Source organism: Oryzihumus sp. JJN4-3R (genome assembly GCF_057747915.1).
The window spans coordinates 531,117-555,796 of record NZ_CM173229.1 but is presented as its reverse complement, the minus strand read 5'-3'; the positions used below and the strand labels follow the sequence as shown (position 1 = coordinate 555,796).

General features: G+C 74.6%; 23 protein-coding genes. 15 read left to right on the top strand and 8 right to left on the bottom strand.

The window, feature by feature from the left end; all coding sequences use genetic code 11:
* Positions 1-6: 6 nt before the first annotated feature.
* The 6 genes from AC3ANM_RS02460 to AC3ANM_RS02435 all read right to left on the bottom strand — a co-directional run bounded on the left by AC3ANM_RS02460 (position 7) and on the right by AC3ANM_RS02435 (position 5,016).
* Complete coding sequence (locus AC3ANM_RS02460; protein WP_488286552.1) at positions 7-1,572, bottom strand: PTS fructose transporter subunit IIC; 1,566 nt, start codon at positions 1,570-1,572, stop codon at positions 7-9.
* On the bottom strand, positions 1,569-2,015 hold the full coding sequence (locus AC3ANM_RS02455; RefSeq protein ID WP_488286551.1) for a PTS sugar transporter subunit IIA: 447 nt from the start codon (positions 2,013-2,015) through the stop codon (positions 1,569-1,571). Before AC3ANM_RS02455 ends, AC3ANM_RS02460 begins: the two co-directional genes overlap by 4 nt.
* Before the next feature lie 40 nt (positions 2,016-2,055).
* On the bottom strand, positions 2,056-3,006 hold the full coding sequence (pfkB, locus tag AC3ANM_RS02450; RefSeq protein ID WP_488286550.1) for a 1-phosphofructokinase: 951 nt from the start codon (positions 3,004-3,006) through the stop codon (positions 2,056-2,058).
* Positions 3,003-3,764 carry a DeoR/GlpR family DNA-binding transcription regulator gene (locus tag AC3ANM_RS02445; RefSeq protein WP_488286549.1) on the bottom strand — a complete coding sequence of 254 codons (762 nt, stop codon included), beginning with the start codon at positions 3,762-3,764 and terminating at the stop codon, positions 3,003-3,005. The genes pfkB and AC3ANM_RS02445 overlap by 4 nt, the downstream gene beginning before the upstream one ends.
* Positions 3,765-4,049: 285 nt before the next feature.
* Positions 4,050-4,676 carry a nitroreductase family protein gene (locus AC3ANM_RS02440; RefSeq protein WP_488286548.1) on the bottom strand — a complete coding sequence of 209 codons (627 nt, stop codon included), beginning with the start codon at positions 4,674-4,676 and terminating at the stop codon, positions 4,050-4,052.
* A gap of 43 nt (positions 4,677-4,719) precedes the next feature.
* Positions 4,720-5,016, bottom strand: a complete 297-nt coding sequence (locus AC3ANM_RS02435; protein WP_488286547.1) for a GYD domain-containing protein — start codon at positions 5,014-5,016, stop codon at positions 4,720-4,722.
* A gap of 141 nt (positions 5,017-5,157) precedes the next feature.
* Here AC3ANM_RS02435 and acsA point away from each other — a divergent pair, with 141 nt between their 5' ends.
* Genes acsA through AC3ANM_RS02410 form a run of 5 tightly spaced genes read left to right on the top strand, consistent with a single transcriptional unit; the run spans position 5,158 to position 10,851 of the window.
* Complete coding sequence (gene acsA / locus AC3ANM_RS02430; RefSeq protein WP_488286546.1) at positions 5,158-7,017, top strand: acetate--CoA ligase; 1,860 nt, start codon at positions 5,158-5,160, stop codon at positions 7,015-7,017.
* Positions 7,014-8,087 carry a pyruvate dehydrogenase (acetyl-transferring) E1 component subunit alpha gene (gene pdhA, locus AC3ANM_RS02425; protein ID WP_488286545.1) on the top strand — a complete coding sequence of 358 codons (1,074 nt, stop codon included), beginning with the start codon at positions 7,014-7,016 and terminating at the stop codon, positions 8,085-8,087. The genes acsA and pdhA overlap by 4 nt, the downstream gene beginning before the upstream one ends.
* Positions 8,084-9,109, top strand: a complete 1,026-nt coding sequence (locus AC3ANM_RS02420; RefSeq protein ID WP_488286544.1) for an alpha-ketoacid dehydrogenase subunit beta — start codon at positions 8,084-8,086, stop codon at positions 9,107-9,109. Before pdhA ends, AC3ANM_RS02420 begins: the two co-directional genes overlap by 4 nt.
* On the top strand, positions 9,102-10,589 hold the full coding sequence (locus AC3ANM_RS02415; protein WP_488286543.1) for a dihydrolipoamide acetyltransferase family protein: 1,488 nt from the start codon (positions 9,102-9,104) through the stop codon (positions 10,587-10,589). Before AC3ANM_RS02420 ends, AC3ANM_RS02415 begins: the two co-directional genes overlap by 8 nt.
* Before the next feature lie 10 nt (positions 10,590-10,599).
* On the top strand, positions 10,600-10,851 hold the full coding sequence (locus tag AC3ANM_RS02410; RefSeq protein ID WP_488286542.1) for a phosphopantetheine-binding protein: 252 nt from the start codon (positions 10,600-10,602) through the stop codon (positions 10,849-10,851).
* 94 nt (positions 10,852-10,945) lie between these two features.
* On the opposite strand, the gene AC3ANM_RS02405 is transcribed toward AC3ANM_RS02410, so the two are convergent.
* Positions 10,946-12,682 carry an AMP-binding protein gene (locus AC3ANM_RS02405; protein ID WP_488286541.1) on the bottom strand — a complete coding sequence of 579 codons (1,737 nt, stop codon included), beginning with the start codon at positions 12,680-12,682 and terminating at the stop codon, positions 10,946-10,948.
* A gap of 144 nt (positions 12,683-12,826) precedes the next feature.
* Between AC3ANM_RS02405 and AC3ANM_RS02400 the strand changes: the two genes are divergently transcribed.
* The 7 genes from AC3ANM_RS02400 to AC3ANM_RS02370 all read left to right on the top strand — a co-directional run bounded on the left by AC3ANM_RS02400 (position 12,827) and on the right by AC3ANM_RS02370 (position 20,673).
* Entirely contained in the window at positions 12,827-13,318 is a 492-nt protein-coding gene (locus AC3ANM_RS02400) for an RNA polymerase sigma factor (protein WP_488286540.1), read from the top strand.
* The gene (locus tag AC3ANM_RS02395; RefSeq protein WP_488286539.1) at positions 13,315-14,763 is read left to right on the top strand and encodes a beta propeller repeat protein; all 1,449 of its coding nucleotides are present in this window, start codon (positions 13,315-13,317) and stop codon (positions 14,761-14,763) included. Before AC3ANM_RS02400 ends, AC3ANM_RS02395 begins: the two co-directional genes overlap by 4 nt.
* Before the next feature lie 52 nt (positions 14,764-14,815).
* Positions 14,816-17,488: a bifunctional acetate--CoA ligase family protein/GNAT family N-acetyltransferase gene (locus AC3ANM_RS02390; RefSeq protein WP_488286538.1), complete on the top strand. Its 2,673-nt coding sequence runs from the start codon at positions 14,816-14,818 to the stop codon at positions 17,486-17,488.
* Between the two features lie 129 nt (positions 17,489-17,617).
* Positions 17,618-18,220: a DUF5998 family protein gene (locus tag AC3ANM_RS02385; protein ID WP_488286537.1), complete on the top strand. Its 603-nt coding sequence runs from the start codon at positions 17,618-17,620 to the stop codon at positions 18,218-18,220.
* A gap of 13 nt (positions 18,221-18,233) precedes the next feature.
* Positions 18,234-19,388 carry an alkaline phosphatase family protein gene (locus AC3ANM_RS02380; RefSeq protein ID WP_488286536.1) on the top strand — a complete coding sequence of 385 codons (1,155 nt, stop codon included), beginning with the start codon at positions 18,234-18,236 and terminating at the stop codon, positions 19,386-19,388.
* Between the two features lie 11 nt (positions 19,389-19,399).
* The gene (locus AC3ANM_RS02375; protein ID WP_488286535.1) at positions 19,400-20,098 is read left to right on the top strand and encodes a thymidine kinase; all 699 of its coding nucleotides are present in this window, start codon (positions 19,400-19,402) and stop codon (positions 20,096-20,098) included.
* Between the two features lie 128 nt (positions 20,099-20,226).
* Entirely contained in the window at positions 20,227-20,673 is a 447-nt protein-coding gene (locus AC3ANM_RS02370; protein WP_488286534.1) for a hypothetical protein, read from the top strand.
* Here AC3ANM_RS02370 and sepH read toward each other — a convergent pair.
* A complete protein-coding gene (sepH, locus tag AC3ANM_RS02365; protein ID WP_488286533.1) occupies positions 20,636-21,880 on the bottom strand; it encodes a septation protein SepH in 1,245 nt (414 codons plus the stop codon). The genes AC3ANM_RS02370 and sepH overlap by 38 nt on opposite strands.
* Before the next feature lie 120 nt (positions 21,881-22,000).
* On the opposite strand from sepH, the gene AC3ANM_RS02360 reads away from it, so the two are divergent.
* The 3 genes from AC3ANM_RS02360 to AC3ANM_RS02350 are packed head-to-tail and all read left to right on the top strand — an operon-like array spanning position 22,001 to position 24,653.
* A complete protein-coding gene (locus tag AC3ANM_RS02360) occupies positions 22,001-22,636 on the top strand; it encodes a trimeric intracellular cation channel family protein (RefSeq protein ID WP_488286532.1) in 636 nt (211 codons plus the stop codon).
* Positions 22,633-23,757: a ferrochelatase gene (locus tag AC3ANM_RS02355; RefSeq protein WP_488286531.1), complete on the top strand. Its 1,125-nt coding sequence runs from the start codon at positions 22,633-22,635 to the stop codon at positions 23,755-23,757. Before AC3ANM_RS02360 ends, AC3ANM_RS02355 begins: the two co-directional genes overlap by 4 nt.
* Positions 23,757-24,653 carry an inositol monophosphatase family protein gene (locus tag AC3ANM_RS02350; protein WP_488286530.1) on the top strand — a complete coding sequence of 299 codons (897 nt, stop codon included), beginning with the start codon at positions 23,757-23,759 and terminating at the stop codon, positions 24,651-24,653. Before AC3ANM_RS02355 ends, AC3ANM_RS02350 begins: the two co-directional genes overlap by 1 nt.
* Positions 24,654-24,680 lie beyond the last annotated feature (27 nt).

The window sequence follows — 24,680 nt, the reverse complement described above, 5'->3', positions numbered from 1 at the left end:
TGCCGGTCAGACCGCGGTGGCGGCCGTGGTGGCGGCGGGCTCGGCCACGAGGTCGGCGTCGGTGGTCTTGGCGGTGGACTTCAGGGCCACCACGACCGCCGTCGTGACGCAGGTGCCGGCGGCGATGGCCAGCAGGTAGAGCAGCGGGGCGCCGATGAGCGGCAGGACCCAGATGCCCCCGTGCGGTGCGCGCAGGGTGCTGCCGAAGGCCATCACCAGGGCGCCGGCGACGGCCGAGCCGGACATGCTCGAGACGATGACCCGCCAGGGGTCGGCCGCCGCGAACGGGATGGCGCCCTCGGAGATGAACGACGCCCCGAGCAGCCAGGCCGCGCGTCCGTTCTCCCGCTCGGGCTCGGAGAAGAGCCCGGGGCGGATGGTGGTCGCCAGGGCCATGCCCAGCGGCGGGGTCATGCCGGCAGCCATGACGGCGGCCATGACCTTCAGCGGGGCGCCGCCCGCGACCGCGGTCGCCGCGGCGCTCGCCAGTCCGGTGGTGGCGAAGGTGTAGGCCACCTTGTTGACCGGGCCGCCGAGGTCGAAGCCCATCATCAGGCCGAGGATGATGCCCAGGATGATGAGGTTGGCGCCGGTGAGGCCGTTCAGCCAGGAGGTCAGCCCGTCCGTGATCGCCTTGATCGGCCGGCCGAGGATGAGGATCAGGACCGCGCCGGTGAACACGGTGGACACCAGCGGGATGACGACCACCGGCATGATGCCGCGCACGCCCTTGGGGACCTTGCGGCGGCTGATCCACAGCGCCGAGAACCCGCCGACGAAGCCGGTGGCGATGCCGCCGAGGAAGCCGGCGCCCATCGTCGCGGCGATCGCGCCACCGACGATGCCGGGGGCGATGCCGGGACGGTCGGCGATGGCGAAGGCGATGAAGCCGGACAGGATCGGCACGAGGAAGCCGAAGGAGGCGGCGCCGATGACGAACAGCAGGCCCGCCCACTCCATCCCGCTGCCGGGGCTGAAGTTCGTGGCGAGGTTCCAGTGGGCGTCGGCCCCGGTGCCGGTGAGGTTGTAGTTGACGACCTCGATGGCGCCGCGCTTGCCGCCGGCGACCTGGGCGAGCATGAACGACAGGGCGATCAGGATGCCGCCGGCGGCCACGAACGGGATCATGTAGCTCACGCCGGTCATCAGCCACTGGCGGATGCGGGTGCCGGTGCCGGCCTCGCGGTCGACCTTGGTGGCGAGCCCGCCACCACCGGCGGCGGGGGCGGCAGCGGCCGAGGCGAGCACCTCGGGATGCGCGGCGGCCTCCTCGGCGGCGGCGACCGCCTGGGCGATCAGGCCGGGGCCGTCGGAGATGGCCTTCTTGACCCCGACCTGCACCAGCGGCTTGCCGGCGAAGCGCTGCCGGTCGCGGACCTCGAGGTCGGCGGCGAAGATCACCGCGTCGGCGGCGGCGATGACCGCCGGGTCGAGCGGCGTGGACCCGGCGCTGCCCTGGGTCTCGACCTCGATCTCGTGGCCGGCGTCCTTCGCGCTCTGCTCGAGGGACTCGGCCGCCATGTAGGTGTGCGCGATGCCCGTGGGGCACGACGTCACGGCGACGAACTTCATTGGTTGACCACCTCTCGGGTGACGATGTCGACGACCGCGGCGTTGTCGGGCGCGTCGAGGAGGGACTGACGGAAGTCCGGACGAACGAGGCGGCGCGCGAGCTTGGCCAGGATCGTCAGGTGCTCCTCGCCGCCGCCCTCGGGGGCCGCGATGAGGAAGATCAAGGTGGCGGGGCCGTCCTCGGCGCCGAAGTCGATGCCGCTGGTGCGACCGAACACCAGCGAGGGCTCGGTGACGTGGGCGCTGCGGGCGTGGGGGATGCCGATGCCGCCCGGCAGGCCGGTGGGCATCTGCTCCTCCCGCTTGCGCACGTCGGCGAGGAAGCCCGGCAGGTCGGTGACCCGGCCCTCGGCAGCCAGTGCCTCGGCCAGGATGCGCGTCGCCTCGTGGCGGTCGGGCGCCTCCAGGTCGAGCACCACGAGCTTCTCGGTGATCAGGGTCATGTCGCGTCCTCTTCGGTGGGTGGGTCGGCGGGTGGCTGGGTCAGGGGGACAGGTGCAGGGTCAGGTCGGGGTGGTGGGTCAGCGAGACCGGTATGCCGGCCACGTCACCCGGGGTGGGCATCCGGCTGCCGGGCAGGCCGACCGCCGCCGCGCCCCAGGCGACCCCGGCGGCCAGGGCCGTGTCGGGTGCCGACCCTGTCGCGGTGGCGTGCAGGTAGCCGGCCAGCAGGGCGTCCCCGGCGCCGACGGTGCTCAGCGGCTGCTCGACCACGGCGGCCGCGTGGGCGGTCAGGCCGTCGGTGACCAGGAGCGCGCCGTGCCCGCCGAGGCTGACGACGACGGTGCCGACGCCCCGGCTGACCAGGTCCTTGGCGGCCGTGTGCACGTCGGCGAGGGTGGGCAGCGCGGCGCCGACCAGCTCCTCGAGCTCCTCGTGGTTGGGCTTGATCAGGTCGGGGCGCGCGTCCACCGCCCGGGCCAGCGGCGCCCCGGAGGTGTCCACCGCCACCCGCACCCCGGCGGCGCGGGCGCGCGGCACCAGCCCGGCATACAGGGTGTCGTCGACGCCCGGCGGCAGGCTGCCGCACCCGACCACCCAGCTGGGGGAGCGCATCAGGGTGGTCGCGGCGCCGGCCACGAGCGAGGAGAGCTCGGCGGTGCTGAGGGTGGGGCCGGGCTCGTTGATCTTGGTCGTCGTGCCGTCGGGCTCGACGAGGGCGACGTTGGCGCGGACCGAGCCGCCGATCGGGACCGGCAGCACCTCCACCCCGGTGCTGGTGAGCAGCTCCTCCAGCAGGTGGCCCTCGGCGCCGCCGGCGGGCAGGACGGCCACGGTGGCCAGGCCGTGGGCCGCCAGGGCCCGGGAGACGTTGACGCCCTTGCCGCCCGGGTCGACCCGCGACCCGGTGGCCCGGTGCACCTCTCCACGCTCGAGCCGGGCGATCGACACGGTCCGGTCGATGCTCGGGTTGGGGGTCAACGTCACGATCATGCGCGCACCACCTCGGGACCCTCGCCCTCGAGCTCGGCGGCGGTCTCGGCGTCCAGGCCGCTGTCGGTGATGATCGTGTCGATGTCGGCCAGGGGGGCCACGAGGGCGAAGTGGTCGATGCCGACCTTGGAGTGGTCGGTGAGCACGACCGCGCGGCGGGCGGAGGAGACCATGGCGCGCTTGACCGCGGCCTCGGACTGGTCCGGCGTGGTCAGCCCACGCTCGCGGGAGATGCCGTTGGTGCCGATGAAGGCGACGTCGACGAAGACGTCGGCGAGGGCCCGCTCGGCCCACTCACCGACGCAGGCCAGCGTGCGCCCGCGGACCCGGCCGCCGAGCAGGTAGAGGGAGAGGTTGGGCTGGGTGGCCACCTGGGCGGCGACGGTGAGCGAGTTGGTCACCACGGTCAGCTCGCGGTCGCGGGGGAGCAGCTCGGCCAGGCGCCCGGTGGTCGTGCCGGCGTCGATGAGGATCGTGCCCTCGTCGGGCAGCTCGGCCAGCGCGGCCTTGGCGATCCGCTCCTTCTCGGTGACGAGGCGCTCCTCGCGGGCGGCGACCGCGGGCTCGAAGCCGAGCCGCTCGACCGGGATGGCACCGCCGTGCACCCGGCGCAGCAGCCCGCGGCGCTCCAGGGCGGTGAGGTCGCGGCGGACCGTCTCGGGGGTGACGTCGAGCTCCTCGGCCAGGGCCGCGACCTCGACCCGGCCGCGGCTGCGGGCGATCTCGAGGATGTGCTGCTGGCGCTCTTCGGCGTACACCGGGGCCTCCTGTGGCGTCGTGGATCAGTCCCCCCAGTGTGTGCCCACGGTCACACCGATGTAAAGGAGTTCTCACAAGAAACCACAAAAACAAAGTCTGGTTCTGCCTGTTTGGGGTCGGCGTGTCCGGCGGCTCCGGATGTGCTCGCGGCCCCCGGGTCTGCTCGCCGACCCCAGGTTCGGCCACCGACCCGGGGCATGCGCCATCGACCCCGCGGGCGCCCACGGGGTGCTCGGGGCAGACCGCGGGTCGGCGGGCCGGTTGCGGGGTGGTGCCCGGGCGGCCTAGTCCGTCGTCGGACCCCAGGGCACGCCGAAGCGACCGCGGTGGGCCACCTCGGCGACCTCCCGCCGACCCCGGCGCAGGCTCGGGCTGCGCCGGTCGGGGGCGGCGTAGCCGAGGGCGACCACGCCGACGATCGAGCGGTCGTGGGGCACGGCGAAGGCCTCCATGACGTCCTCGTGGTACTCCGGCGGCACGCCGAAGAACAGCCCGCCGAGCCCCTCGTCGACCGCGGTCAGCAGCATGAGCAGGGCCGCCATGCCGGTGTCGATGTCCCAGTAGGGCACCGGCCAGCGGGCCTCGTCCTGGTCCTCCCAGCCCTTGTCGGGCTCGGCGTAGCGACGCAGGTAGGTCTGCTTGTCGGACAGGCACAGGATGAGGACCGGGGCGCTCATCAGCCCCGTCAGCCAGCTGTCCGGCTCGCCGTCCGGGTCGGTCGTCGCGGCCCAGAACGCCTGTCGTTCATGCGGGCTCGCGAGGACGACGAAGTCCCAGCCCTGGCTGAAGCCGGCGCTGGGGGCGCGGATCGCGGTGCGCAGCACCAGGTCGAGGACCTCGGTCGGCACCGGCCGGTCCGGGTCGTAGCGGCGGACCATGCGGCGGCGGCGGACGACGTCCTGGAACTCCATGCCGGTCATGCTGCCAGCGGCCGCCGCCGGCCGCAGGGCCGGCTCAGCCGGTGGCCTTGGCGATGATCGAGCGCATCGCGTCGCCGTCGAAGGCGCGCATCGTGGTCGTGCGGATGTTGCCGGCGGCCCCGACCCGAAGCAGCGCCGCGGTGGCGCTCTCGTCGTCGGGGAACTCGCTGAGCACGGCGAGGTCCCACGGGCCCAGCAGCCACCAGACGTCGACCATCCGGCCACCGAAGGCCTCCCACGAACGGGCCGCGGCCTCGGCCCGGTCGACGCTCTCGTCGAAGGCGCGCACGCCCTTGTCGGTCCAGCTCAGCAGGGACAGGTACCTGTTCATCGCACGACACCTCCGGGGATACGGGTCCCCCTGCGCTGACAGCCCCATCGGAGCACCCGCGGTGTCCCGGCGCGTCCACCAGACGTCGGACGGGGGCCGTAGGGCCCTGCCCGCCGGGACGTTGTGCCGTGGTCGGCGCACGTGGCGCACCCGACGCTGGACACGGCATACGGCAGCGGTGTGGAGGTGCGCATGTCCGCGGTGAGCACGCACGTCTGGCCCCCGATCGCCCCGGCGGCACGGCCGGGACGGCCGCCCCAGCTGGCCGACTACGAGGAGGCCCGCGCGGGCTTCACGTGGCAGCAGGCCCGGGCGGAGCTCGCCGGGCTGCCCGGCGGCCGCGGCCTCAACATCGCCGACGAGGCGCTGGACCGGCACGTGCGCGAGGGCCGCGGCGGGCGCCGGGCGATCCTGGCCGTGGGCCGGCACGGCGAGGTCAGCGAGGTGACGTATGCGCGGCTGGCCGAGCTGACCAACCGCTTCGCGAACGTGCTGCGGGGGCTGGGCGTCGGCCCGGGGGAGCGCGTGTTCAGCCTGATGGGCCGCCAGCCGTCCCTGTTCGTCGCCGCGCTGGGGACGCTGAAGGCGACCAGCGTGTTCTGCCCGCTGTTCTCGGCGTTCGGGCCGGAGCCGGTGCGTGACCGGATGGTCCTGGGCAACGCCAGGGTGCTGGTCACCACCCCGGCTCTCTACGCCCGCAAGGTCGCCCCGGTGCGGGAGCAGCTGCCCGAGCTCGAGCACGTCCTGCTCGTCGGCGGGGACACGGCCGCTGCGGCCGCCGGGATCGCCGGCGCCGTGGACCTGGCCAAGGCCCTGGACGGTGCCGACCCGGAGTTCACGACCCCGCCGACCGACCCGGACACCCCGGCGCTGCTGCACTTCACCAGCGGGACGACCGGCCGGCCCAAGGGGGCGGTGCACGCGCACGAGGCCGTCGTCGTCCACCGCGCCACCGCCCGTTGGGTGCTCGACCTCGGGCCCGACGACGTGTTCTGGTGCACCGCCGACCCGGGCTGGGTGACCGGCATGTCCTACGGCGTCATCGCGCCGCTCACCCTCGGGGCGACGGTCGTCACCGACGCCCGGGACTTCGACGCGCTGCGCTGGTACGGCCTGCTGCAGGACCAGCGGGTCAGCGTCTGGTACACCGCGCCCACCGCCCTGCGGATGCTCATGCGCGCCGGGGACGAGCTGCCCGGGCGCTTCGACCTGTCGGCGCTGCGGCACGTCGCCAGCGTCGGCGAGCCGCTCAACCCCGAGGTCGTCGTGTGGGGCCAGGACGTGCTCGGGCGTCCGGTCCACGACAACTGGTGGCAGACCGAGACCGGCGCGATCATGATCGCCAACTTCCCCTGCGCCGAGATCCGCCCGGGCTCGATGGGCCGGCCGGTGCCCGGGATCGAGGCCGCGGTCCTCGAGCGCGGCGAGGACGGCCGGGCCAGGGTGGGGCCCGACGGGCACGTCACCGTGGTCACCGAGCCCGGCGTGGTCGGCGAGCTGGCGCTGCGCCGCGGCTGGCCCTCGATGTTCCGTGGGTACCTGCACGACGAGGCCCGCTACGCCGCAGCCTTCGCCGACGGGTGGTACCTCAGCGGCGACCTGGCCCGCGTCGACGGCCACGGCTGGTACTGGTTCGTCGGGCGCGCGGACGACGTCATCAAGTCGGCCGGGCACCTCGTCGGGCCGTTCGAGGTGGAGACCGCGCTGATGGAGCACCCCGCGGTGGCCGAGGCGGGGGTCATCGGCAAGCCGGACCCGGTGGCCGGGGAGGTGGTCAAGGCCTTCGTCACCATCCGCGACGAGTTCACCGCCGACGACGCCCTGCGCGAGGAGCTGCTCGCCTTCGCCCGCCGGCGCCTGGGAGCGGTGGCGCCCAAGGAGATCGACTTCGACCAGCACCTGCCGCACACCCGCAGCGGCAAGGTGATGCGGCGCCTCCTGCGGGCGCGCGAGCTCGGCCTCGACGAGGGCGACACCTCGACGCTGGAGCCACCGGCATGACCCGGCGCCGGCCCTCGCGGACCGCCCTCACCGCCGAGCCGGTGGCCGAGCCGTTGGCCGCGGCGACGGCCGCGGCGACGGCCACGACCGATGGCGCCTCACCGCTGGCGCCAGGGCGCGGCGCGATGCTCGCCGGGATGGTGCGCATCCGGCGGTTCGAGGAGGCCTGCGTCCGGCTCTACAGCGAGTCCCGCATCCGCGGGTTCATGCACCTGTGCATCGGTGAGGAGGCCGTGGCCGTCGGGGTCATGGGAGCGCTCGCCGAGCGTGACGCGGTCGTGTCGACCTACCGCGAGCACGGGCACGCCCTCGCCCGCGGCCTGCCCATGCCGGAGGTCCTGGCCGAGATGTTCGGCCGGGTCACGGGGTCCAGCCGCGGTCGCGGCGGCTCGATGCACCTGTTCGACACCGACCGCCGCTTCTACGGGGGAAACGCCATCGTGGCCGGCGGCCTGCCGGTGGCCGTCGGGCTGGGGCTGGCCGAGCGGATGCAGCACCGCGACGGCGTGGCGGTGTGCTTCTTCGGCGACGGCGCCGCGGCCGAGGGGGAGTTCCACGAGTCGCTCAACCTCGCCGCCCTGTGGCGCCTGCCCGTGCTCTTCGTCTGCGAGAACAACCTCTACGCCATGGGCACCGCCATCGAGCGCGAGCTCGCGATGACCGACCTGGCCCTGCACGCCGCCGCGTACGGCATACCGGCCTGGCCGGTGGACGGGATGGACGTCGAGGCCGTGGACCTGGCCACCCGGCGCGCCCTGGACGACATCCGCGACGGCGAGGGGCCGGTGTTCCTCGAGCTGCGGACCTACCGCTTCCGCGCGCACAGCATGTACGACCCCGAGCGCTACCGGGACAAGACCGAGGTCGAGCACTGGCGCGAGCGGGACCCGATCGACCTGCTGGTGGGCCGGCTCCGCGGGGAGGGCGTCGCGGTCGACGCCGAGCTGGCCCGGGTCGAGGCGGCGGTCGCGCGGGAGATCGAGGAGGCCGTCGTGCTCGCCGGGGACGGCCCGCTGGAGCCGGTCGAGGACCTCACCCGCTTCGTGCACTCCGAGGCGGCCGGGTCATGACCGACGTCGTGACCGGAGACGTGGCCGCCGCGCCGGTCGCCGTCGAGACCACCTACCGCGAGGCCATGCGGGCGGCGATCCGCGAGGCGCTGCACCGCGACGAGCGGGTCTTCCTCATGGGCGAGGACGTCGGGCGCTACGGCGGCTGCTTCGCCGTGAGCATGGGCCTGCTCGAGGAGTTCGGCCCCGAGCGGATCCGGGACACCCCGCTGTCGGAGTCGGCCTTCGTCGGGGCGGGGATCGGCGCCGCGATCGGCGGGATGCGCCCGATCGTGGAGGTCATGACGGTCAACTTCAGCCTGCTGGCGCTGGACCAGATCCTCAACAACGCCGCGACGCTGCTGCACATGTCCGGCGGCCAGGTGGCCGTGCCCCTCGTGATCCGGATGACGACCGGCGCCGGACGGCAGCTCGCCGCGCAGCACTCGCACAGCCTGGAGGCGTTCTACGCGCACATCCCCGGGCTGCGGGTGCTCGCGCCGGCGACACTGGAGGACGCCCGCGGGATGCTGTGGACCGCGCTGCAGGACCCCGACCCGGTCATCCTCTTCGAGCACGGCTCCCTGTATGCCGTGTCGGGGCTCCTCCCCGAGGGAGCCGGTGCCGTGGACATCACCTCCGCGGCGGTGCGGCGCCCAGGCGACGACGTCACCGTCATCGCCTGGGGCGGCTGCCTGGGCAAGGCGCTGGCCGCGGCGGAAGTCCTTGCGGCCCAAGGGATCGCGGCCGAGGTGGTCGACCTGCGGGTGCTGCGCCCGATCGACTCGGGCACAGTGCTGGGGTCGGTGCGCCGGACGCACCGCGCGGTCGTCGTCGACGAGGGGTGGCGCAGCGGCAGCCTGGCCGCCGAGGTGGCCGCCCGGATCGCCGAGGAGGCCTTCTACGACCTCGACGCGCCCGTCGAGCGGGTCTGCAGCGCCGAGGTCCCCGTGCCCTACGCCAAGCACCTGGAGGATGCGGCACTGCCGCAGGTGGAGTCCATCGTCGCGGCGGCACTGCGGGCGGTGGGGAGCCGTGGGTGACTTCCGGATGCCCTCGCTCGGCGCCGACATGGACGAGGGCACCCTGCTGGAGTGGCTGGTGCGTCCCGGTGACCCGGTCAGTGCCGGCGAGGTGGTCGCGGTCGTCGACACGGCCAAGTCGGCCGTCGAGGTGGAGGCGTTCGAGTCCGGCGTGATGGGGGAGCAGCTGGTCGCCCCGGGGACGAAGGTGCCCGTGGGCACCCCCCTGGCCCGGATCGTGGCGGCCGGGGCGCCGGTGGGCGCCGTGCCCGCGGCGGAGCGGGCGGCCGTGCCTGCCGCGCCACCGCCCGTGCCTGCACCGCCCGTCGCGGCACCGAGCGTCGCTGGGCCGCCCGCGCCCGACGGGGTGCCGGTGACCGTGCCCGTCGAGGTCGCGGCGCCGGTGACCCCGCTGGTGCGACACCGGGCGGCCGAGCTCGGCGTCGACCTCGCGACCGTCCACGGCAGCGGACCGCACGGCCGGGTGACCCGGGCCGACGTCGAGGGCGCCGCGCAGACGACCGCCGCCGAGGTGTCCCCCGCGCCCGCCCCGGCGAGCCGGGCGCGGGAGGCGGCACCCGGCATACCGGCGGAGCTGGCCCGGCCGCGGGTCAGTCCCTATGCGCGCCGGCTGGCCACCGAGCTCGGCGTGGACCTGGCGCGCCTGGCGCCCGGACCCGACGGCCGGATCAGCGCCGCCGCCGTCCGTTCGGCATCAACAGCGGCGGTCACGCCTGGACCTGTTGCGGCACAACCGATCCCGGCACCGGCGACGACCTGGACCGCTGAACCGGCTCCTGCACCGGCTCCCTCCCCTGACCGGCAGACGGCGGCCGCGACGGACCCCATGCGGCTGGCCATCGCCCGGCTCATGGCCCGGTCCAACGCCGAGATCCCGCACTACCACCTCGAGACCACGGTCGACCTGGCCGACGCTCTGGCGTGGATGCACGCCCGCAACCGCGAGCTGGAGGTCGCGCAGCGCCTCGTCCCGGCGGCGCTCGTCCTGCGCGCGGTCGCGCGGGCGGCGGCGAAACACCCTGAGCTCAACGGGTTCTGGGTCGACGACGCCTTCCAGCCCGGCAACGGCGTGCACCTCGGCATTGCCATCTCGCTACGTGGCGGCGGCCTGGTCGCCCCGGCGATCCACGACGCGGACCGGCTCGGCGTGGTCGAGCTCATGGCGGCGCTGCGCGACCTGGTCGGGCGCGCCCGGGCGCGGCGGCTGCGCCGGGCCGAGCTGGCCGACCCCACGTTGACGGTGACCAACCTCGGCGAGCAGGGCGTGGAGGTGGTCCACGGGGTGATCTACCCGCCGCAGGTCGCGCTCGTCGGGGTCGGCCGCGTCCTCGAGCGGCCCTGGGCGGTGGACGGGATGCTCGGCGTACGCCCGACCGTCCGCATCACCCTGGCCGCCGACCACCGCGCCACCGACGGGTTCGTCGGATCGCGCTTCCTGGTCGACGTCGACCGCCTGCTGCATGCCCCGGACGAGCCCTGACGGAGGAGCCATGACCACGATGACCGAGCACGACGCCCGCGACCTGGTGGCCAGGGCCCTGCACAAGGTCGTCCCCGACGCCGACGTGGCCGCCCTGGGCGCGGAGGAGGACCTGCGCGACACCTTCGAGCTGGACTCCCTGGACTTCCTCAGCTTCGCCGAGACGCTCAGCAACGGGCGGGGCAGCCGGATCGACGAGGAGGACTATGCCGAGCTGACCTCGATGGCCTCCTGCGTCCGCTTCCTCACCCGCGCCGGCTGACCTGCGCCCCCAACGCATCCGTCCCCACGCGCCGAGAAGCCACGCGCCGAGAACCGGCGGACCTGGGGCAGGCGGTCGGGGTCCGGGGGAGGCCTCAGGCGAAGTCGCTCTCCCAGAACTCCCGGTCACTGGCCCGCGTCGTCGGGTCGTCGCCCATGCCGTGCGCCTCGTGCTCGCGCCCGCGCAGCTCGACGCGGCGGATCTTGCCCGAGATCGTCTTGGGCAGCTCGGCGAACTCGATCCGCCGGATCCGCTTGTAGGGCGCGAGGTGCTCGCGGCAGAAGGTGAGGATGTCGCGCGCGGTGTCGGCCGTGGGCTCGTGACCGGGGGCCAGCACGACGTAGGCCTTCGGCACGGCCAGGCGGGTCGCGTCCGGGGAGGGCACGACGGCCGCCTCGGCCACCGCCGGGTGCTCGATGAGCACCGACTCCAGCTCGAACGGGCTGATCCGGTAGTCCGAGGCCTTGAAGACGTCGTCGGCGCGGCCCACGTAGGTGATCCAGCCGCGCTCGTCCCGGCTCGCCACGTCGCCGGTGTGGTAGGCGCCGTCGCGCATCGCCTCCTCGGTGCGCTCGCGGTCACCGTGGTAGCCGACCATGAGCCCGACCGGGCGACCGCCGGGGCCGGACAGGCGCAGGCACAGCTCGCCCTCCTCGCCCGGACCGGTGCGCTCCTGCTCGGTCGCCGGGTCGAGGAGCACCACGTCGTAGCCGGGCAGCGGGCGGCCCATCGACCCCGGGACGACCTGCTGGCCGGGGGTGTTGCCGACCTGCGCCGTCGTCTCGGTCTGGCCGAAGCCGTCGCGGATCGTGATGCCGAGCGCCGCCCGCACCTGCTCGATGACCTCGGGGTTGAGCGGCTCGCCGGCGCCGACCATCTCGCGCAGCGACAGCCGGTCGCGCCAGGCGGCGAGGTCGTGCTGGATGAGCATGCGGTAGACCGTCGGCGGCGCGCAGAAGGTGCTCACCCGGGCCTCGGCCATCGCCGCCAGCAACGCGGGGGCGTCGAACCGCGCCTGGTTGACCACGAGGATCGTCGCCTCGGCGTTCCACGGCGCGAAGAACGAGCTCCAGGCGTGCTTGGCCCAGCCGGGGGAGGAGATGTTCAGGTGCACGTCGCCGGGCTGGAGGCCCACCCAGTACATCGTGGACAGGTGCCCGACCGGGTAGGACAGGTGCGTGTGCTCGACCAGCTTGGGCTTGGCGGTCGTCCCGGAGGTGAAGTAGAGCAGCAGCGTGTCGTCGCCGCGGGTGGGTCCGTCGGGCTCGAAACTCCCTGCGAAAGAACGGGACTCGCCGTATGACGTCCACCCGGTCCCAGCCTCGCCCACCGCGATCCTGGTGTAGTCGCCCGGCACCTGGGCGAACCGGTCGGCGTGGGCCGCGCCGACCACGACGTGGCGCACCGAGCCGCGCTCGATGCGGTCGGTGAGGTCCTCGGCGGTCAGCAGGGTGGTCGCCGGGATGACCACGGCGCCGAGCTTGATGGCGGCGAGCATGGTCTCCCACAGCTCGACCTGGTTGCCGAGCATGAGGAGGACCCGGTCGCCGCGGCGCACGCCCAGCGAGCGCAGCCACGCCGCGACCTGGCCGGACCGCTGCGCCATCTCGGCGTAGCTGACGCGGGCCTGGCTGCCGTCCTCCTCGATCACCCACAGCGCCGTCCGCGCACCGGTCTCCGGGGTGGCGGCCACGGCGTCGAACCAGTCGAGCGCCCAGTTGAACTCGTGCGGCCGGGGCGGGACGAAGCCGGCCACCGCGGCCTCGTAGTCGGTGCGCTGGGCGAGCAGCAGGTCACGGGCGGCGCGGAAGCTGGTGTGTGCCTCGGACATGGCCCGACCCTAGCCACGAACCACGCCGATCGGCAGCGCCTGACGCGCAACCAACCGGACGGGTCGCAGAATCGTCTCAAGGGCATGGAAGCGATGACGCTGGGCGAACCCCGCAGGCGCGTCCGCGGTCGGAGAGGCACGCAGGTGGAGTCGTCAGCCATCGAGGCGGCGGTGCGGCAGGTCTACACCGCGCACTACGGCATGCTCGCCGGCTGGACCTCCCGCCTGGTGGGCGACCCGGACCTCGCCCACGACCTGGCGACCGAGGCGTTCGTGCGGCTGATCCGGGACTGGACCCGGGTCGAGGAGCCACGTGCGTGGCTCTACGCGACCACGGCCAACCTCGTGCGCGACCACTGGCGGCGTCGCGGGCGGGAGGCCACGGCATACGACCGGTTCGTGTCCGGCCGCGGCAGCGACGGGGCCGCGGCCGCGGACCCGGCCGAGCGGCTCACGGTGCGCGACGCCGTGCTGGCGCTGCCGGACCGGCTGCGCGCCCCGGTGCTGCTCTACTACTTCGCCGACCTGAGCGTCAGCCAGGTGGCAACCCACCTCGGCCGCTCCGAGGGGGCGGTCAAGAGGGACCTGTTCGATGCCCGGGCCCGCATGGCCGGGCTGCTGGAGGGTGCGCGATGAGCAACCACGACCCCCGCCCCGGCTCGTCCGGGGACGGCCACGACGCTCAGTACGACGCGGTCGATGAGCTGTTCGCCCGGGAACGGGCGCTGCTGACCGAGCTGCCCGGCGACGAGCTGCACTGGCAGCGCATCGTCCACGCCACGCGGGGGCAGCGACGCACGCACCGCCTCCGGTATGCCGGGGCCGCGGCTGCGGTGGCCCTGCTCGCCGGCGGGGTGGCCTGGGCCGCCACGGGCGGCCCGGGTGGGCGGACGTCCCCGGCGGCGACCCGGCCGGCCGGCGGGACGGTGAGCGCGGGGCCGACCACCCCGGCGCCGGGGACCGTGACCCCGACCACCCCGCCGCGCACCGGCCCGGCCGCGGGGCTGCCCGGCTACGGCTCGCCCGTGCCGCGCGACTTCACCGTGCTGTCCCTGAGCAACGTCGGCCACGGCACGCTGTTCGCGATGGGCTCGGGCAGCTGCGGTGCCGGCGGTGGTGCGTGCCCCGTGCTGGTGCGCTCCACCGACGACGGGCGGACCTGGTCGACCGTCCACGCCTTCCCCGACCAGGTGGTCCCCTCGGTCAGCCACCGGGTGGCGACGGTGCAGCCCGGCTCGGTCCTGAGCCAGGCCCGCTTCGCCAACGCCCGGGTGGGCTGGGTGTTCGGCGGTGCGGCGTTCGCAACCCGGGACGGTGGCCGCACGTGGGAGGCGTACCCCCACGCGGGCGACGCCGTGGTCGCGCTGGAGACCGACGGCGAGCGCGTCGCCGTGGTGAGCGGGCACCGGTGTCAGCCTGTCACGTGCTCCGGCACCATCACGCTGGGCGTTGACTCGGTGTCGCAGCCGCACGGGGTGGCCGGTGGGGGCGCGTCGACCGACCTCGGCCAGGACTGGTCCGACCCCGTCGTGGCCATCGTGGCCGGCCGGCCGGTGATCAGCGCCCACACCACCTCCGGCGGGGTCCTGCTGGGGGAGTGGGGCCACGAGGGCCTCGCCCCGACCTCCTTCGGCCCCGTCTGCCAGGGAGGTGGCCTGGACACCCTCACCGCCGACGCCTCGGCGCAGCCCGGCTTCGTCGGGCTGTGCGTCACCCAGGGCGCGGCCGGCACGCTCGGCTACGCGGTCAGCACCAGCCCCGACGGCGCGAGCTGGTCACCGGTCAGCGTCGACGCCCTCACCCTGGTCAACGCCGGTCACCTCAGCCTGGCGGCCGCGGACCACCGCGACTTCCTGGCGGTCTCCGGCGGGAGCCCGGACGTCCACGGGTCGATGCGGGTGAGCCACGACGGCGGCCGGACCTGGGCCACGCCCCGGGGCGCCCCGCCGCTGCCCGAGTGGGGCTGGCGCTGGGTCGGTGCGCCCGGCGGCCCGACCTTCTGCGCGGTCGCCGCCGACGGCGCCCGGTACTGGGTCAGCGACGACCTCGGCGACCACTGGCGGACCGTGGCGATCCGCTGATCGTCAGCCCGTCGTCATCCCCCTGTCACGTCGCCCGTGACATCCTCTACGCATGACGGACACGGCCTCCCGCCCCGGCGCCAACCTGGCCCAGTGGGAGGCCGACGTCGTGCTCCGGGACGGCTCGGTGGCCCACGTGCGCCCCATCCGCCCCGAGGACGCCGACGGCATCCGGCGCTTCCACGCCCGGCAGTCGCCGGAGTCGATCTACATGCGCTTCTTCGCGCCGATCAAGCAGCTCTCCGAGCGCGACGTGCAGCGCTTCACCCACGTCGACTACGTCGACCGGGTGGCGCTGGTGGCCACGGTGCGCGGCGACATCATCGGCATCGCCCGCTTCGACAAGGTGGACGCGACGACCGCCGAGGTGGCCTTCAACATCTCCGACGCCTTCCAGGGCCGGGGCGTGGGCTCGGTGCTGCTCGAGCACCTCGCCGCGATCGCCCAGGAGCTCGGCGTCGGGCGGTTCGTCGCCGACGTCCTCCCGCAGAACCGCAAGATGATCGGGGTGTTCACCGAGGCCGGCTACGAGGTGGCCCACCACTACGACGACGGTGTCATCTCCGTCTCGTTCCGCATCGCGCCGACCGAGCGGTCCCAGAAGGTGCGCCTCGAGCGCGAGCACCGGGCCGAGTCGGTGAGCATGCACTCGGTGCTCTTCCCCGACTCCATCGCGGTCGTGGGGGCCAGCCGCCGGTCGGACTCGATCGGCCACCAGCTGCTCCACAACATCCTCTCGGCGGGGTTCACCGGCCGGGTCCACGCCGTCAACACCGAGGCCCTGGAGGTCCTCGGCCTGGAGTCGCACGCCAAGGTCAGCGACATCCCCGACGAGGTCGACCTGGCCGTGGTGGCGGTGCCGGCCGAGGCGGTCATGGACGTCGTGCGCGACTGCGCCGAGGCCGGCGTCAAGGCCCTGCTCGTGGCCTCCGCCGGGTTCGCCGAGGTGGGGCCGGAGGGCGAGCAGCGTCAGCGTGAGCTGCTGCGCACCGCCCGCGATGCCGGGATGCGCGTCATCGGGCCCAACTCCTTCGGCGTCATCAACTCCCACCCCGCGGTCCGGCTCAACGCCTCCCTGGCGCCGGCCCTGCCGCCGCCGGGGGACTTCGGCCTGTTCGCCCAGAGCGGTGCGCTCGGCATCGCGGTGCTCGCCTCCGCCGCCCGGCGCAACCTCGGCGTCTCGGTCTTCGCCTCGGCCGGCAACCGCGTCGACGTCTCCGGCAACGACTTCATGCAGTACTGGATCGACGACGCCGACACCCACGCCGTCGGGCTCTACCTGGAGTCCATGGGCAACCCGCGCAAGTTCAGCCGGATCGCGCGCGCCCTCGCCCTCACCAAGCCCGTGATCGTGGTCAAGTCCGGCATCAGCTCGTATGGCGTGCCGCCGGGTCACCGGGCCCGGCCCACCCGGGTGCCACCCCAGGCGTTCGACGCCATGCTGCGGCAGGCCGGGGTGATCCGGGTGGAGAACATCCACCAGCTCTTCGACGTCGCCCAGCTCGTGGTGCACCAGCCGCTGCCGCGGGGGCGGCGGGTGGCCGTGGTCGGCAACTCCGACGCGCTCGGAGCCCTCACGGCCGAGGCCTGCGTCAGCTGGGGGCTGGAGGTGACCCACGGCCCGGTGTCGCTGCCGTCGGAGGCCACCGCCGAGATGTTCGCCGAGACCCTGGAGGCCGCGTTCGCCGACGAGGCGGTCGACAGCGTGCTCACCGCCTTCATCCCGCCGCTGGTGACCACGGACGCCACCGTGGCCAGCGCCGTGGCCGACGCCTCGGCGACCTCCGACAAGCCGTGCCTGGCCACGTTCCTGGGCATGCGTGGCGTCACCGAGGCCCTGTCGGCACGGGAGTTCGACGAGCACGGGCGCAGGCGAGCCGTCCCGGCATACTCCATGCCCGAGGACGCGGTGCGCGCGCTCGCGGCGGCGACCCGGTACGGCGAGTGGCGCGCCCGGGACCGCGGCCAGCGGGTGGCTCCCGTGGGGATCGACCGCGCGGCGGCGGAGGAGCTCGTCGACGGTGTGCTCGCCGAGGCTCCCGAGGGGCGGGCGCTGACCCCGGAGGAGGTCACGCGGCTGCTGGCGGCCTACGGCGTCGAGCTCTGGCCGCGGGTGGCGGTGCGCACGGCCGACGAGGCGGTCGCGGCGGCGGACGCGATGGGCTACCCGGTGGTGGTCAAGTCGGTGGCACCGGCGGTGCGGCACCAGCCCGGGCTCGGCGGGGTCCGCCCCGACCTGCACACCGCTACGACGGTCCGCGAGGCCTTCGCCGCCCTGCAGGACCGGCTCGCTGCGATGTCGGCGAACTCCCTCGTGGTGCAGAAGATGGCCACCCCCGGGGTGTCCTGCGTCGTCAGCACCGCCGAGGACCCCCTGTTCGGCCCGGTGGTCAGCTTCTCCGTCGCCGGCCCCCCGACCGAGCTGCTCGGCGACGTCGGCCACCGGATCCCGCCGCTCACCGACGTGGACGTCTCCGACCTGATCTCCTCGGTCCGTGCAGCGCCCCTGCTGCACGGCCACCGCGGCGCCACCCCGGTCAACCGGGCCGCGCTCGCCGACCTCATCGCCCGGATGTCGGTCCTGGCCGACGAGCTGCCCGAGGTGGCCTCGCTGGTGCTGAACCCGGTCATCGCCCACCCCGGCGGCGTCGACGTCCTCGGGGCCGACGCCGTCGTGGCACCGCCGCCGGTGCGCAAGGACACCGACCGTCGCGCCCTGCCCTAGGTCCCCGGCGGTCGCCGCTGCGTGCGCACCGTCGGGCGAGTGCCTGGAGGTGCGCTGCCGGCCGTTCCGGGGCCGTCGGCCTGTGGGCTCGGGTCGGCGGGTCCGGCGTGCGTGCGCAAGGATGACCCCATGGCACCACCGACCGAGCAGACCTCCACGCCCCTCCCGACCGCGCTGACCCGGGACATCGAGCGCGCGGGGTACTACCCGGCCCTGGTCGCCGACGTCGTGGAGTCCGCCCTCGCCGGTGACGAGGTGCTCTCCCACCTGGTGCACCAGGAGACGACCTTCGACCACGACACCGTGCGCCGGCACATCACCGTCCTGGTGCTCACGCCGCTGCGGCTGGTCATCGCCCACGCCGACGACCACCAGGGCGAGCACGGCGACCACGGCGACGCGGAGGCGGTCGCGACCGCGACCACCGAGAGCGTGCCGCTCAGCGCCGTCCGCGGCGTCATGCTCACCCACGTCGTGGCCTCACCGGACAGCTACCAGCCCGGCTCGCTGGGTCGCGAGGTCACGGTGACCCTCGGGTGGGGCACCGTCAGCCGGATCGACATGGTGCCGGCGGTGTGCGGTGACCCCAGCTGCGAGGCCGACCACGGCTACGAGGGCACCATCACCGCCGACGACATCAGCCTGCGGGTCAGCGCCGCCGCCGACGGCCAGCCTGCACTGCAACAGGCCATGGCGTTCGCGAGGGCCATGTCGGCGACCATCGGCCGCTGAGGAGGGGGCGCAGGTGTCCGGGCAGGTCCTCGCACCGAGCTATGACGACGCCGGCCTCGCGGGGGTGCTGCCCGCCGTCGCCCGCTCGCTGGGCGTGCCGCTGCCAGGTGACGACGGCGTGGCCCACGGGATCGACCTGCCCGAGGCCCGGCGCGCCGTGGTCGTCCTCGTCGACGGCCTCGGCTACGACCTGCTGCGCCAGCGCAGCGGCCACGCGCCCTTCCTGCGCAGCCTCCTGCCCGCGGCCTACCGGCTGACCGCCGGCTTCCCGTCCACGACCGCCACGAGCATGGCGACTTTCGGCACGGGCCTGCCGCCGGGCGCCCACGGCCTCGTCGGCTACGAGGTGCTGGTGCCGGGGGAGGACCGGCTGCTCAACGAGCTGTCCTGGGAGGACGGGCCGGACCCGCTGCGCTGGCAGCCGGCCGAGACCGTGTTCCAGCGGGCCCAGGCGGCGGGGGTGGAGGTGACCCGGGTCGGCCCGGCCTTCTTCGACGGCTCCGGGCTGACCAACGCCGCGGTGCGGGGCGGGTCCTTCCGCGCCGCGACCTCCCTCGACGACCGCGTCGCTGCCTCCGTCGCCGCCGTCCGGGCCAGCCCCCGCGCGCTGGTCTACCTCTACTGGGGCGATCTGGACAAGGTCGGTCACGTGCACGGCTGCCAGTCCTGGGAGTGGGGCGACGAGCTGGAGTCCATCGACCGGGCCATGGCCCGGCTGGCCGCCGAGGTCCCGCCCGACACAGCCATCCACATCACCGCCGACCACGGCATGGTCGACGCCCCGCACGCCCTGCGGATCGACCTCGGCCACGACCCCGAGCTGGCCGCCGGCATACGCCATGTCGGCGGGGAGGCGCGCTCGCTGCAGCTGTACTGCGAGCCAGGCGCCACCGCCGACGTCGTGCAGACCTGGCGCTCGCGGCTCTCGGAGCGGGCCTGGGTCCTCGAGCGCGACGAGGCGATCGCCCAGGGCTGGTTCGGCCCGGTCGCCGAGCACGTCCGGCCGCGGATCGGCGACATCATCGTCCCCATGCGCGACAACTTCGCGATCGTGGACTCCCGCACGGCCCGTCCGCAGCTGCTCGCGCTGCTCGGCCTGCACGGGTCGCTCACCCCCGAGGAGGTGTCGGTGCCCCTCCTGCGGGTGCCGGCGCGCGACAACGCATAGGGTTGCGGTCCGTGGCTGAACTCGTCTTCTTCTCCGGCACCATGGACTGCGGCAAGTCCACCCTCGCGCTGCAGATGGACCACAACCACGCGGCCCGCGGGCGCCGTGGCCTCATCTTCACCAAGCACGACCGGGCCGGGGAGTCCGTCCTGTCCTCGCGGCTGGGCCTCGCGACGCCGGCGCTGGAGGTCAGCGACGACCTCGACTTCTGGGACGCGATCGTCGACCAGGCCACCGCCGGGCGCGCGGTGGACTACCTCATCTGCGACGAGGCGCAGTTCTACACCCCCGAGCAGGTCGAGCAGCTCGCGCGGCTCGTCGACGAGATGGGCGTGGACGTCTACGCGTTCGGCATCACGGCCGACTTCCGCACCGCGCTGTTCCCCGGCTCCCGCCGGATGATCGAGCTGGCGGACAAGGTCCAGGTGCTCCAGGTCGAGGCCCTGTGCTGGTGCGGGCGCCGGGCCACCCACAACGCCCGGGTCATCGACGGGGTGATGGTCATCGAGGGGGAGCAGGTCGTCGTCGGGGACACCGCCAGCAGCACCGTCGGCGTGGTGGAGTACGAGGTGCTCTGCCGGCGCCACTACATGCGCCGGATGACCTCGGCGGCGGCCCGGGCCGCGGCGCCCTCCGCCCAGGTGCTGCCGTTCGACCTCGACCTGTGCCCGCTGCCCGGCCTGCAGCCGGCAGCTGCCCCTCCAGCCTGAGCCGGGCGGCCTGAGCTCCGGCGGGTGAGGAGGCCCCGGGACCTTCGCCCGGACCCTGCCGGTCCCGTCGCGCCGATGCTGGGTCCAGCGGGCGCTCGCAGGTGCGCCGCCGGATACGGAGGTGGGCGATGGACGAGCGCGCCGTGCTTCGGGTGGACGCGGTCCTGGCCGGGGTCATGGCCGTGGGGGGTGCCGCCGGTGCGGTCGGCCTGTGGACCGGCAGCATCGACTTCGGCGAGGAGATCAACGGCCGGCTCCCGTGGGGCAGCATGGTCTTCGCCGGCGCGGCGCTGCTCCTGGTCGTGGGCCTGCCCATGGCCGTGGCCGCGGTCGCCGCCTGGCGTGGCGACTCCCGGGCCCCGACACTCCTGGTCGCGGCGGGGGTGCTGCTCGTCGGCTGGATCGCCGTCGAGCTGGCGTTCATCCGGTCGGTGTCCTGGCTGCACCCGGTCTGCGCCCTCTGGGGGCTGGTCGTGGCACTGCTCGGCTGGCAGGTCCAGCGCTCCGGGCGCGGCGTCGCGGGGCCGGGGCCGGGGATCAGCCCCGGTCGGACCCCGGGCGCGCACCGAACATGATGTCGTCCCAGCTCGGCACGCTCGGGCGGCCGTTGCGGCGCGTGGGCCGGGCCGGCTCCTCCGCCTTGGCCGCGGGCTTGGCGACCGGCGGCTCGTCCCGGTCCTCCTCGTCCTCGTCCGCACCCTCCGGCAGGTCCTCGAGCAGCTCGTCGGCGTCGTCGGCGAAGGTCTCCTCGCGGGTGCCCTGACCACGGCCCTTCGGGTCCGCGACCGGCCCCGGGGCGTCGAGCGCCTCCTCGGGCAGGTCGTCCGCGGCCGGAGCCACGTCCCAGTGGGCGTGGGCCTCCTCGTGGCCGTGGGCCGGCGGGGGAGGGGGCATCGTCGCGGGGTCGTAGGCGATGTGCTCCAGCGGGACGGCCTCCTCGGGCGCGTCCTCGGCGCCCGGCACGTGCGTGGGGGTCGTCGGGCCCGGGACCGGGGAAGCGTCGCGGCGCCCGCCCGGGCGGCGACGCGACCGCGCGGTGCTGCGCTCCCGCATCGCGGTCATCAGGTCCAGCGGCTCGGCGGGGCGCTCCACCGGACGCGTCGCGGCGGCGTGGACGCCGCCCTCGGCCTCGACGTCGTAGACCGTGCTGGAGCGCACCGGCACGGAAGCGAGGTGGGGCGCGGGGATCGGCCCCGGCGCCACCGGCTGCTCGTCCTCGCTGAGCCAGCGGGCCTCGTCGTCGATGGCGACGACCGTGCGGTCGGTCAGGTGGTAGTGCCAGGACGCCTGGCGCTGGCGACCGCCGGCGGGGAAGGTCAGGACGACCGTCCACGGGCCGTCGTCGGCGCGCCAGGAGTCCCAGCTCGCGTCGGTGGGCTCGACGCCCCGGCCGGCGAGGCGCTGGTTGACCCGGGTCGCGAGGGTCGGTGCGGAGGCGCCGGAGGACCCGCGGCCGCGCACGCGCACCTCACGGGCCAGGCCCGCGACGTGCTCGCGCTCGGCGATGATCGGCCCCTCGTAGCGGCGCACCTTCTCCACCGGCCAGCCGGCGCGCCCGGCGACCTCCTCGGCCGAGGCCCCGGCCCGGATGAGGGCCTGGACGTCGCGCGGGCGCAGACCCCCGTCGACCTCGATCTGGAGCTGGCCCAGGCGGGGTCGGTCCCGGCGCACGGCAGCCCGGATGGGCTCGTCGATGCGCACGCGGAAGCGGGTGCCGTCCGCCGCCGCGAGCAGCAGGTGCTCCCCGTCCTCGTGCACGCCGATCAGTCGCAGGTCCTGCATTCGCCTTCTCCCGGTCACCTCCGCCGGATCCACGTCCACGCCCGGCAGGACTCCGACTCTGCCACCTTCGTCGGCCCCGGAGGAAGCGGCCACGCCGCACCGGTACTTTTGCCTACGACCATGCTCACCAGGGACGCCCACCTCCAGCTGATCCTCGACCTCGTCGGGGTGTTCGTCTTTGCCCTCTCCGGTGGGCTGGTCGCCGTCCGCAAGCGCCTCGACCTCTTCGGGGTGCTCGTCCTCGCCGGCGCGGCCGCCCTCGGCGGCGGCGTGATGCGCGACGTCCTCATTGGCCAGCTCCCCCCGGTCGGCCTCAGCGACTGGCGGCTGGTCACCGCCGCGTGCCTCGCCGGCCTCGTGACGTTCCTGTTCCACCCCGGCGTCGCCCGGATCAGCAAGCTGGTCCGCATCCTCGACGCCGCGGGTCTGGCGGCCTTCGCCGTCGCCGGCTCGCTCAAGGCGCTCGGCGTCGGCACCGCCCCGATGACCGCCGTCCTCGTCGGCGTCATCACGGCCATCGGCGGCGGCATGCTGCGTGACGTCCTCGCCGGCCAGGTCCCCGAGGTGCTGCGCCGCGAGCTCTACGCCGTGCCCGCGCTGCTCGGCTCGACGCTGGTCGTGATCGCCTACCGCGCCCACCACCTGACCGAGACGGTGGTGTGGTCGGTCGTGGCGGTCGTGTTCGCCGTCCGGATGACGGCCGTCGTCCTCGACCTCAACGCCCCCACCCCCCTGCGAACCGGAGACCCCACATGAGCACGTCCGACGCCGCCCCTGGGACCGAGGCCCTCGCGCCCTACGACGCCATCCTGCTGCTGTCCTTCGGGGGGCCCGAGCAGCCCGAGGAGGTCATGCCGTTCCTGCGCCGGGTGACCGCGGGCCGGGGGATCCCCGACGAGCGCCTGGCCGAGGTGGCCGAGCACTACCTGCACTTCGGCGGCCGCAGCCCGATCAACGACCAGAACCGTGCGCTGCTCGCCGCGCTGCGCGCCGAGCTCGACCGGCGGGAGGTCACCACGCCGCTGCTGTGGGGCAACCGCAACTCCGAGCCGTTCGTCACCGACACCCTCCGGCAGGCCCATGAGGCCGGTATGCGACGGGTGGTCACCGTGGTGACGAGCGCCTACTCCTCCTACTCCTCCTGCCGGCAGTACCGCGAGGACCTCGCCGCCGCCGTCGGGACCCTCGCCGAGGAGGGGGTGGAGGTCGCCGTGGACAAGGTCCGGCCCTACTGGAACCACCCCGGGTTCAGCCGGGCCAACACCCGGCTGGTCACCGAGGCCGCGCGCGGGCTGGCGCTGCCGGACGAGCAGGTCCGGCTGGTGTTCGTCACCCACTCGGTGCCCGAGGCCATGGACGACACCTCCGGCCCCGGCGACGGCGAGGGCAACCTCTACCGCCGCCAGCACCTCGACCTCTCGGCCGCGGTCACGGCCGAGGTCAACGCGACGTTGGGCCGCTCGCTGGAGTGGGACCTCGTCTACTGCTCGCGGTCGGGCCCGCCGAGCCAGCCGTGGCTCGAGCCCGACATCAACGACCACCTCAAGGCGCTGCACGCCGAGGGCGTGCGGGCCGTCGTGGTCGCCCCGATCGGCTTCGTCTCCGACCACATGGAGGTCGTCTTCGACCTCGACACCGAGGCCGCCGGGACCGCGGACGAGCTGGGCCTGCAGATGGTGCGCGTGCCGACCGTGGGCACCGACGAGGAGTTCGTCATGGGGCTGGTGGACCTGGTCCTCGAGCGGGCCGCCCTGGCCCGCGAGGAGACCCCGGCCCAGCCGACGTGGCCGGGCACCGACACCCGGCCGGTCGTGTGCCGACCGGGCTGCTGCCCCAACCTGCGCGTGGCCAAGCCGGCGCTGTGCGGGAGCGACTGATGGCCAGCGGCCAGGGCGGCGCCGCGCGCCCCGACGTGCCCACCGACCTGCCTGCCGACCTGCCCGCGGGGCTCGACCTGGCGGCGGTGGAGCGACTGGCGGTCGACATTGCCCAGGAGGCCGGCCGGTTCATCGTCGACGAGCGCCCCCGGGGGCTGGGGGTGGCCCAGACCAAGAGCAGCGCCACCGACGTCGTCACCGTGATGGACCAGGGCTGCGAGAAGCTGCTGCGCGCTCTGCTGGGCGCTGCGCGCCCCGACGACGCGATCCTGGGGGAGGAGGACGGTGCCACGGACGGCACGACCGGGCTCACCTGGGTCGTCGACCCCATCGACGGCACGGTCAACTACCTCTACGAGATCCCGTCCTACTGCGTCTCCATCGGGGCCGTCCTCGGCGACCCGACCCGGCCCGGGCAGTGGCGGCCCGTCGCCGGTGCCGTCTACAACCCGGTCAGCGGCGAGATGTTCCACGCCCGGCTCGGCGGGGGCGCCCACCTGCTGACCGCATCCGGGCGCCGGCGGCTGCACGTCAGCGGCACCGACGTCCTGGGCCAGGCCCTCGTGGCCACCGGGTTCGGCTACCGCTCCGAGGTCCGGCGCGAGCAGGCCGCGGTGCTGGCCGAGCTGGTCCCGCAGATCCGGGACATCCGGCGCGCCGGCAGCGCCGCGCTCGACCTGTGCTCCGTCGCGGCCGGTCGGGTCGACGCCTACTACGAGCGGGGGCTCAACCCGTGGGACCTGGCCGCCGGCTGGCTCGTGGCCACCGAGGCCGGCGCCGCGGTCAGCGGGCTGCCCGGGCAGCCGCCGAGCGAGGAGCTCGTCGTGGCCACGTCACCGGCGCTGGCGCCGGTACTGGGGTCCCGACTGCGCGAGCTGCACTCCCGGGCGGGGTGAGGCGGCTCCGGGCCGACTGGGACGGCA

Excerpts from the sequence above, each read along its gene's own strand:
- AC3ANM_RS02360 (WP_488286532.1), top strand. The coding sequence starts at position 22,001 with ATGCTCACCAGGGACGCCCACCTCCAGCTGATCCTCGACCTCGTCGGG.
- AC3ANM_RS02440 (WP_488286548.1), bottom strand. The coding sequence starts at position 4,676 with ATGGAGTTCCAGGACGTCGTCCGCCGCCGCCGCATGGTCCGCCGCTAC.
- AC3ANM_RS02370 (WP_488286534.1), top strand. The coding sequence starts at position 20,227 with ATGGACGAGCGCGCCGTGCTTCGGGTGGACGCGGTCCTGGCCGGGGTC.
- AC3ANM_RS02455 (WP_488286551.1), bottom strand. The coding sequence starts at position 2,015 with ATGACCCTGATCACCGAGAAGCTCGTGGTGCTCGACCTGGAGGCGCCC.
- AC3ANM_RS02410 (WP_488286542.1), top strand. The coding sequence starts at position 10,600 with ATGACCACGATGACCGAGCACGACGCCCGCGACCTGGTGGCCAGGGCC.
- AC3ANM_RS02420 (WP_488286544.1), top strand. The coding sequence starts at position 8,084 with ATGACCGACGTCGTGACCGGAGACGTGGCCGCCGCGCCGGTCGCCGTC.
- AC3ANM_RS02350 (WP_488286530.1), top strand. The coding sequence starts at position 23,757 with ATGGCCAGCGGCCAGGGCGGCGCCGCGCGCCCCGACGTGCCCACCGAC.
- AC3ANM_RS02405 (WP_488286541.1), bottom strand. The coding sequence starts at position 12,682 with ATGTCCGAGGCACACACCAGCTTCCGCGCCGCCCGTGACCTGCTGCTC.
- AC3ANM_RS02390 (WP_488286538.1), top strand. The coding sequence starts at position 14,816 with ATGACGGACACGGCCTCCCGCCCCGGCGCCAACCTGGCCCAGTGGGAG.
- sepH (WP_488286533.1), bottom strand. The coding sequence starts at position 21,880 with ATGCAGGACCTGCGACTGATCGGCGTGCACGAGGACGGGGAGCACCTG.
- AC3ANM_RS02435 (WP_488286547.1), bottom strand. The coding sequence starts at position 5,016 with ATGAACAGGTACCTGTCCCTGCTGAGCTGGACCGACAAGGGCGTGCGC.
- AC3ANM_RS02355 (WP_488286531.1), top strand. The coding sequence starts at position 22,633 with ATGAGCACGTCCGACGCCGCCCCTGGGACCGAGGCCCTCGCGCCCTAC.
- pfkB (WP_488286550.1), bottom strand. The coding sequence starts at position 3,006 with ATGATCGTGACGTTGACCCCCAACCCGAGCATCGACCGGACCGTGTCG.
- pdhA (WP_488286545.1), top strand. The coding sequence starts at position 7,014 with ATGACCCGGCGCCGGCCCTCGCGGACCGCCCTCACCGCCGAGCCGGTG.
- AC3ANM_RS02460 (WP_488286552.1), bottom strand. The coding sequence starts at position 1,572 with ATGAAGTTCGTCGCCGTGACGTCGTGCCCCACGGGCATCGCGCACACC.
- AC3ANM_RS02395 (WP_488286539.1), top strand. The coding sequence starts at position 13,315 with ATGAGCAACCACGACCCCCGCCCCGGCTCGTCCGGGGACGGCCACGAC.
- AC3ANM_RS02385 (WP_488286537.1), top strand. The coding sequence starts at position 17,618 with ATGGCACCACCGACCGAGCAGACCTCCACGCCCCTCCCGACCGCGCTG.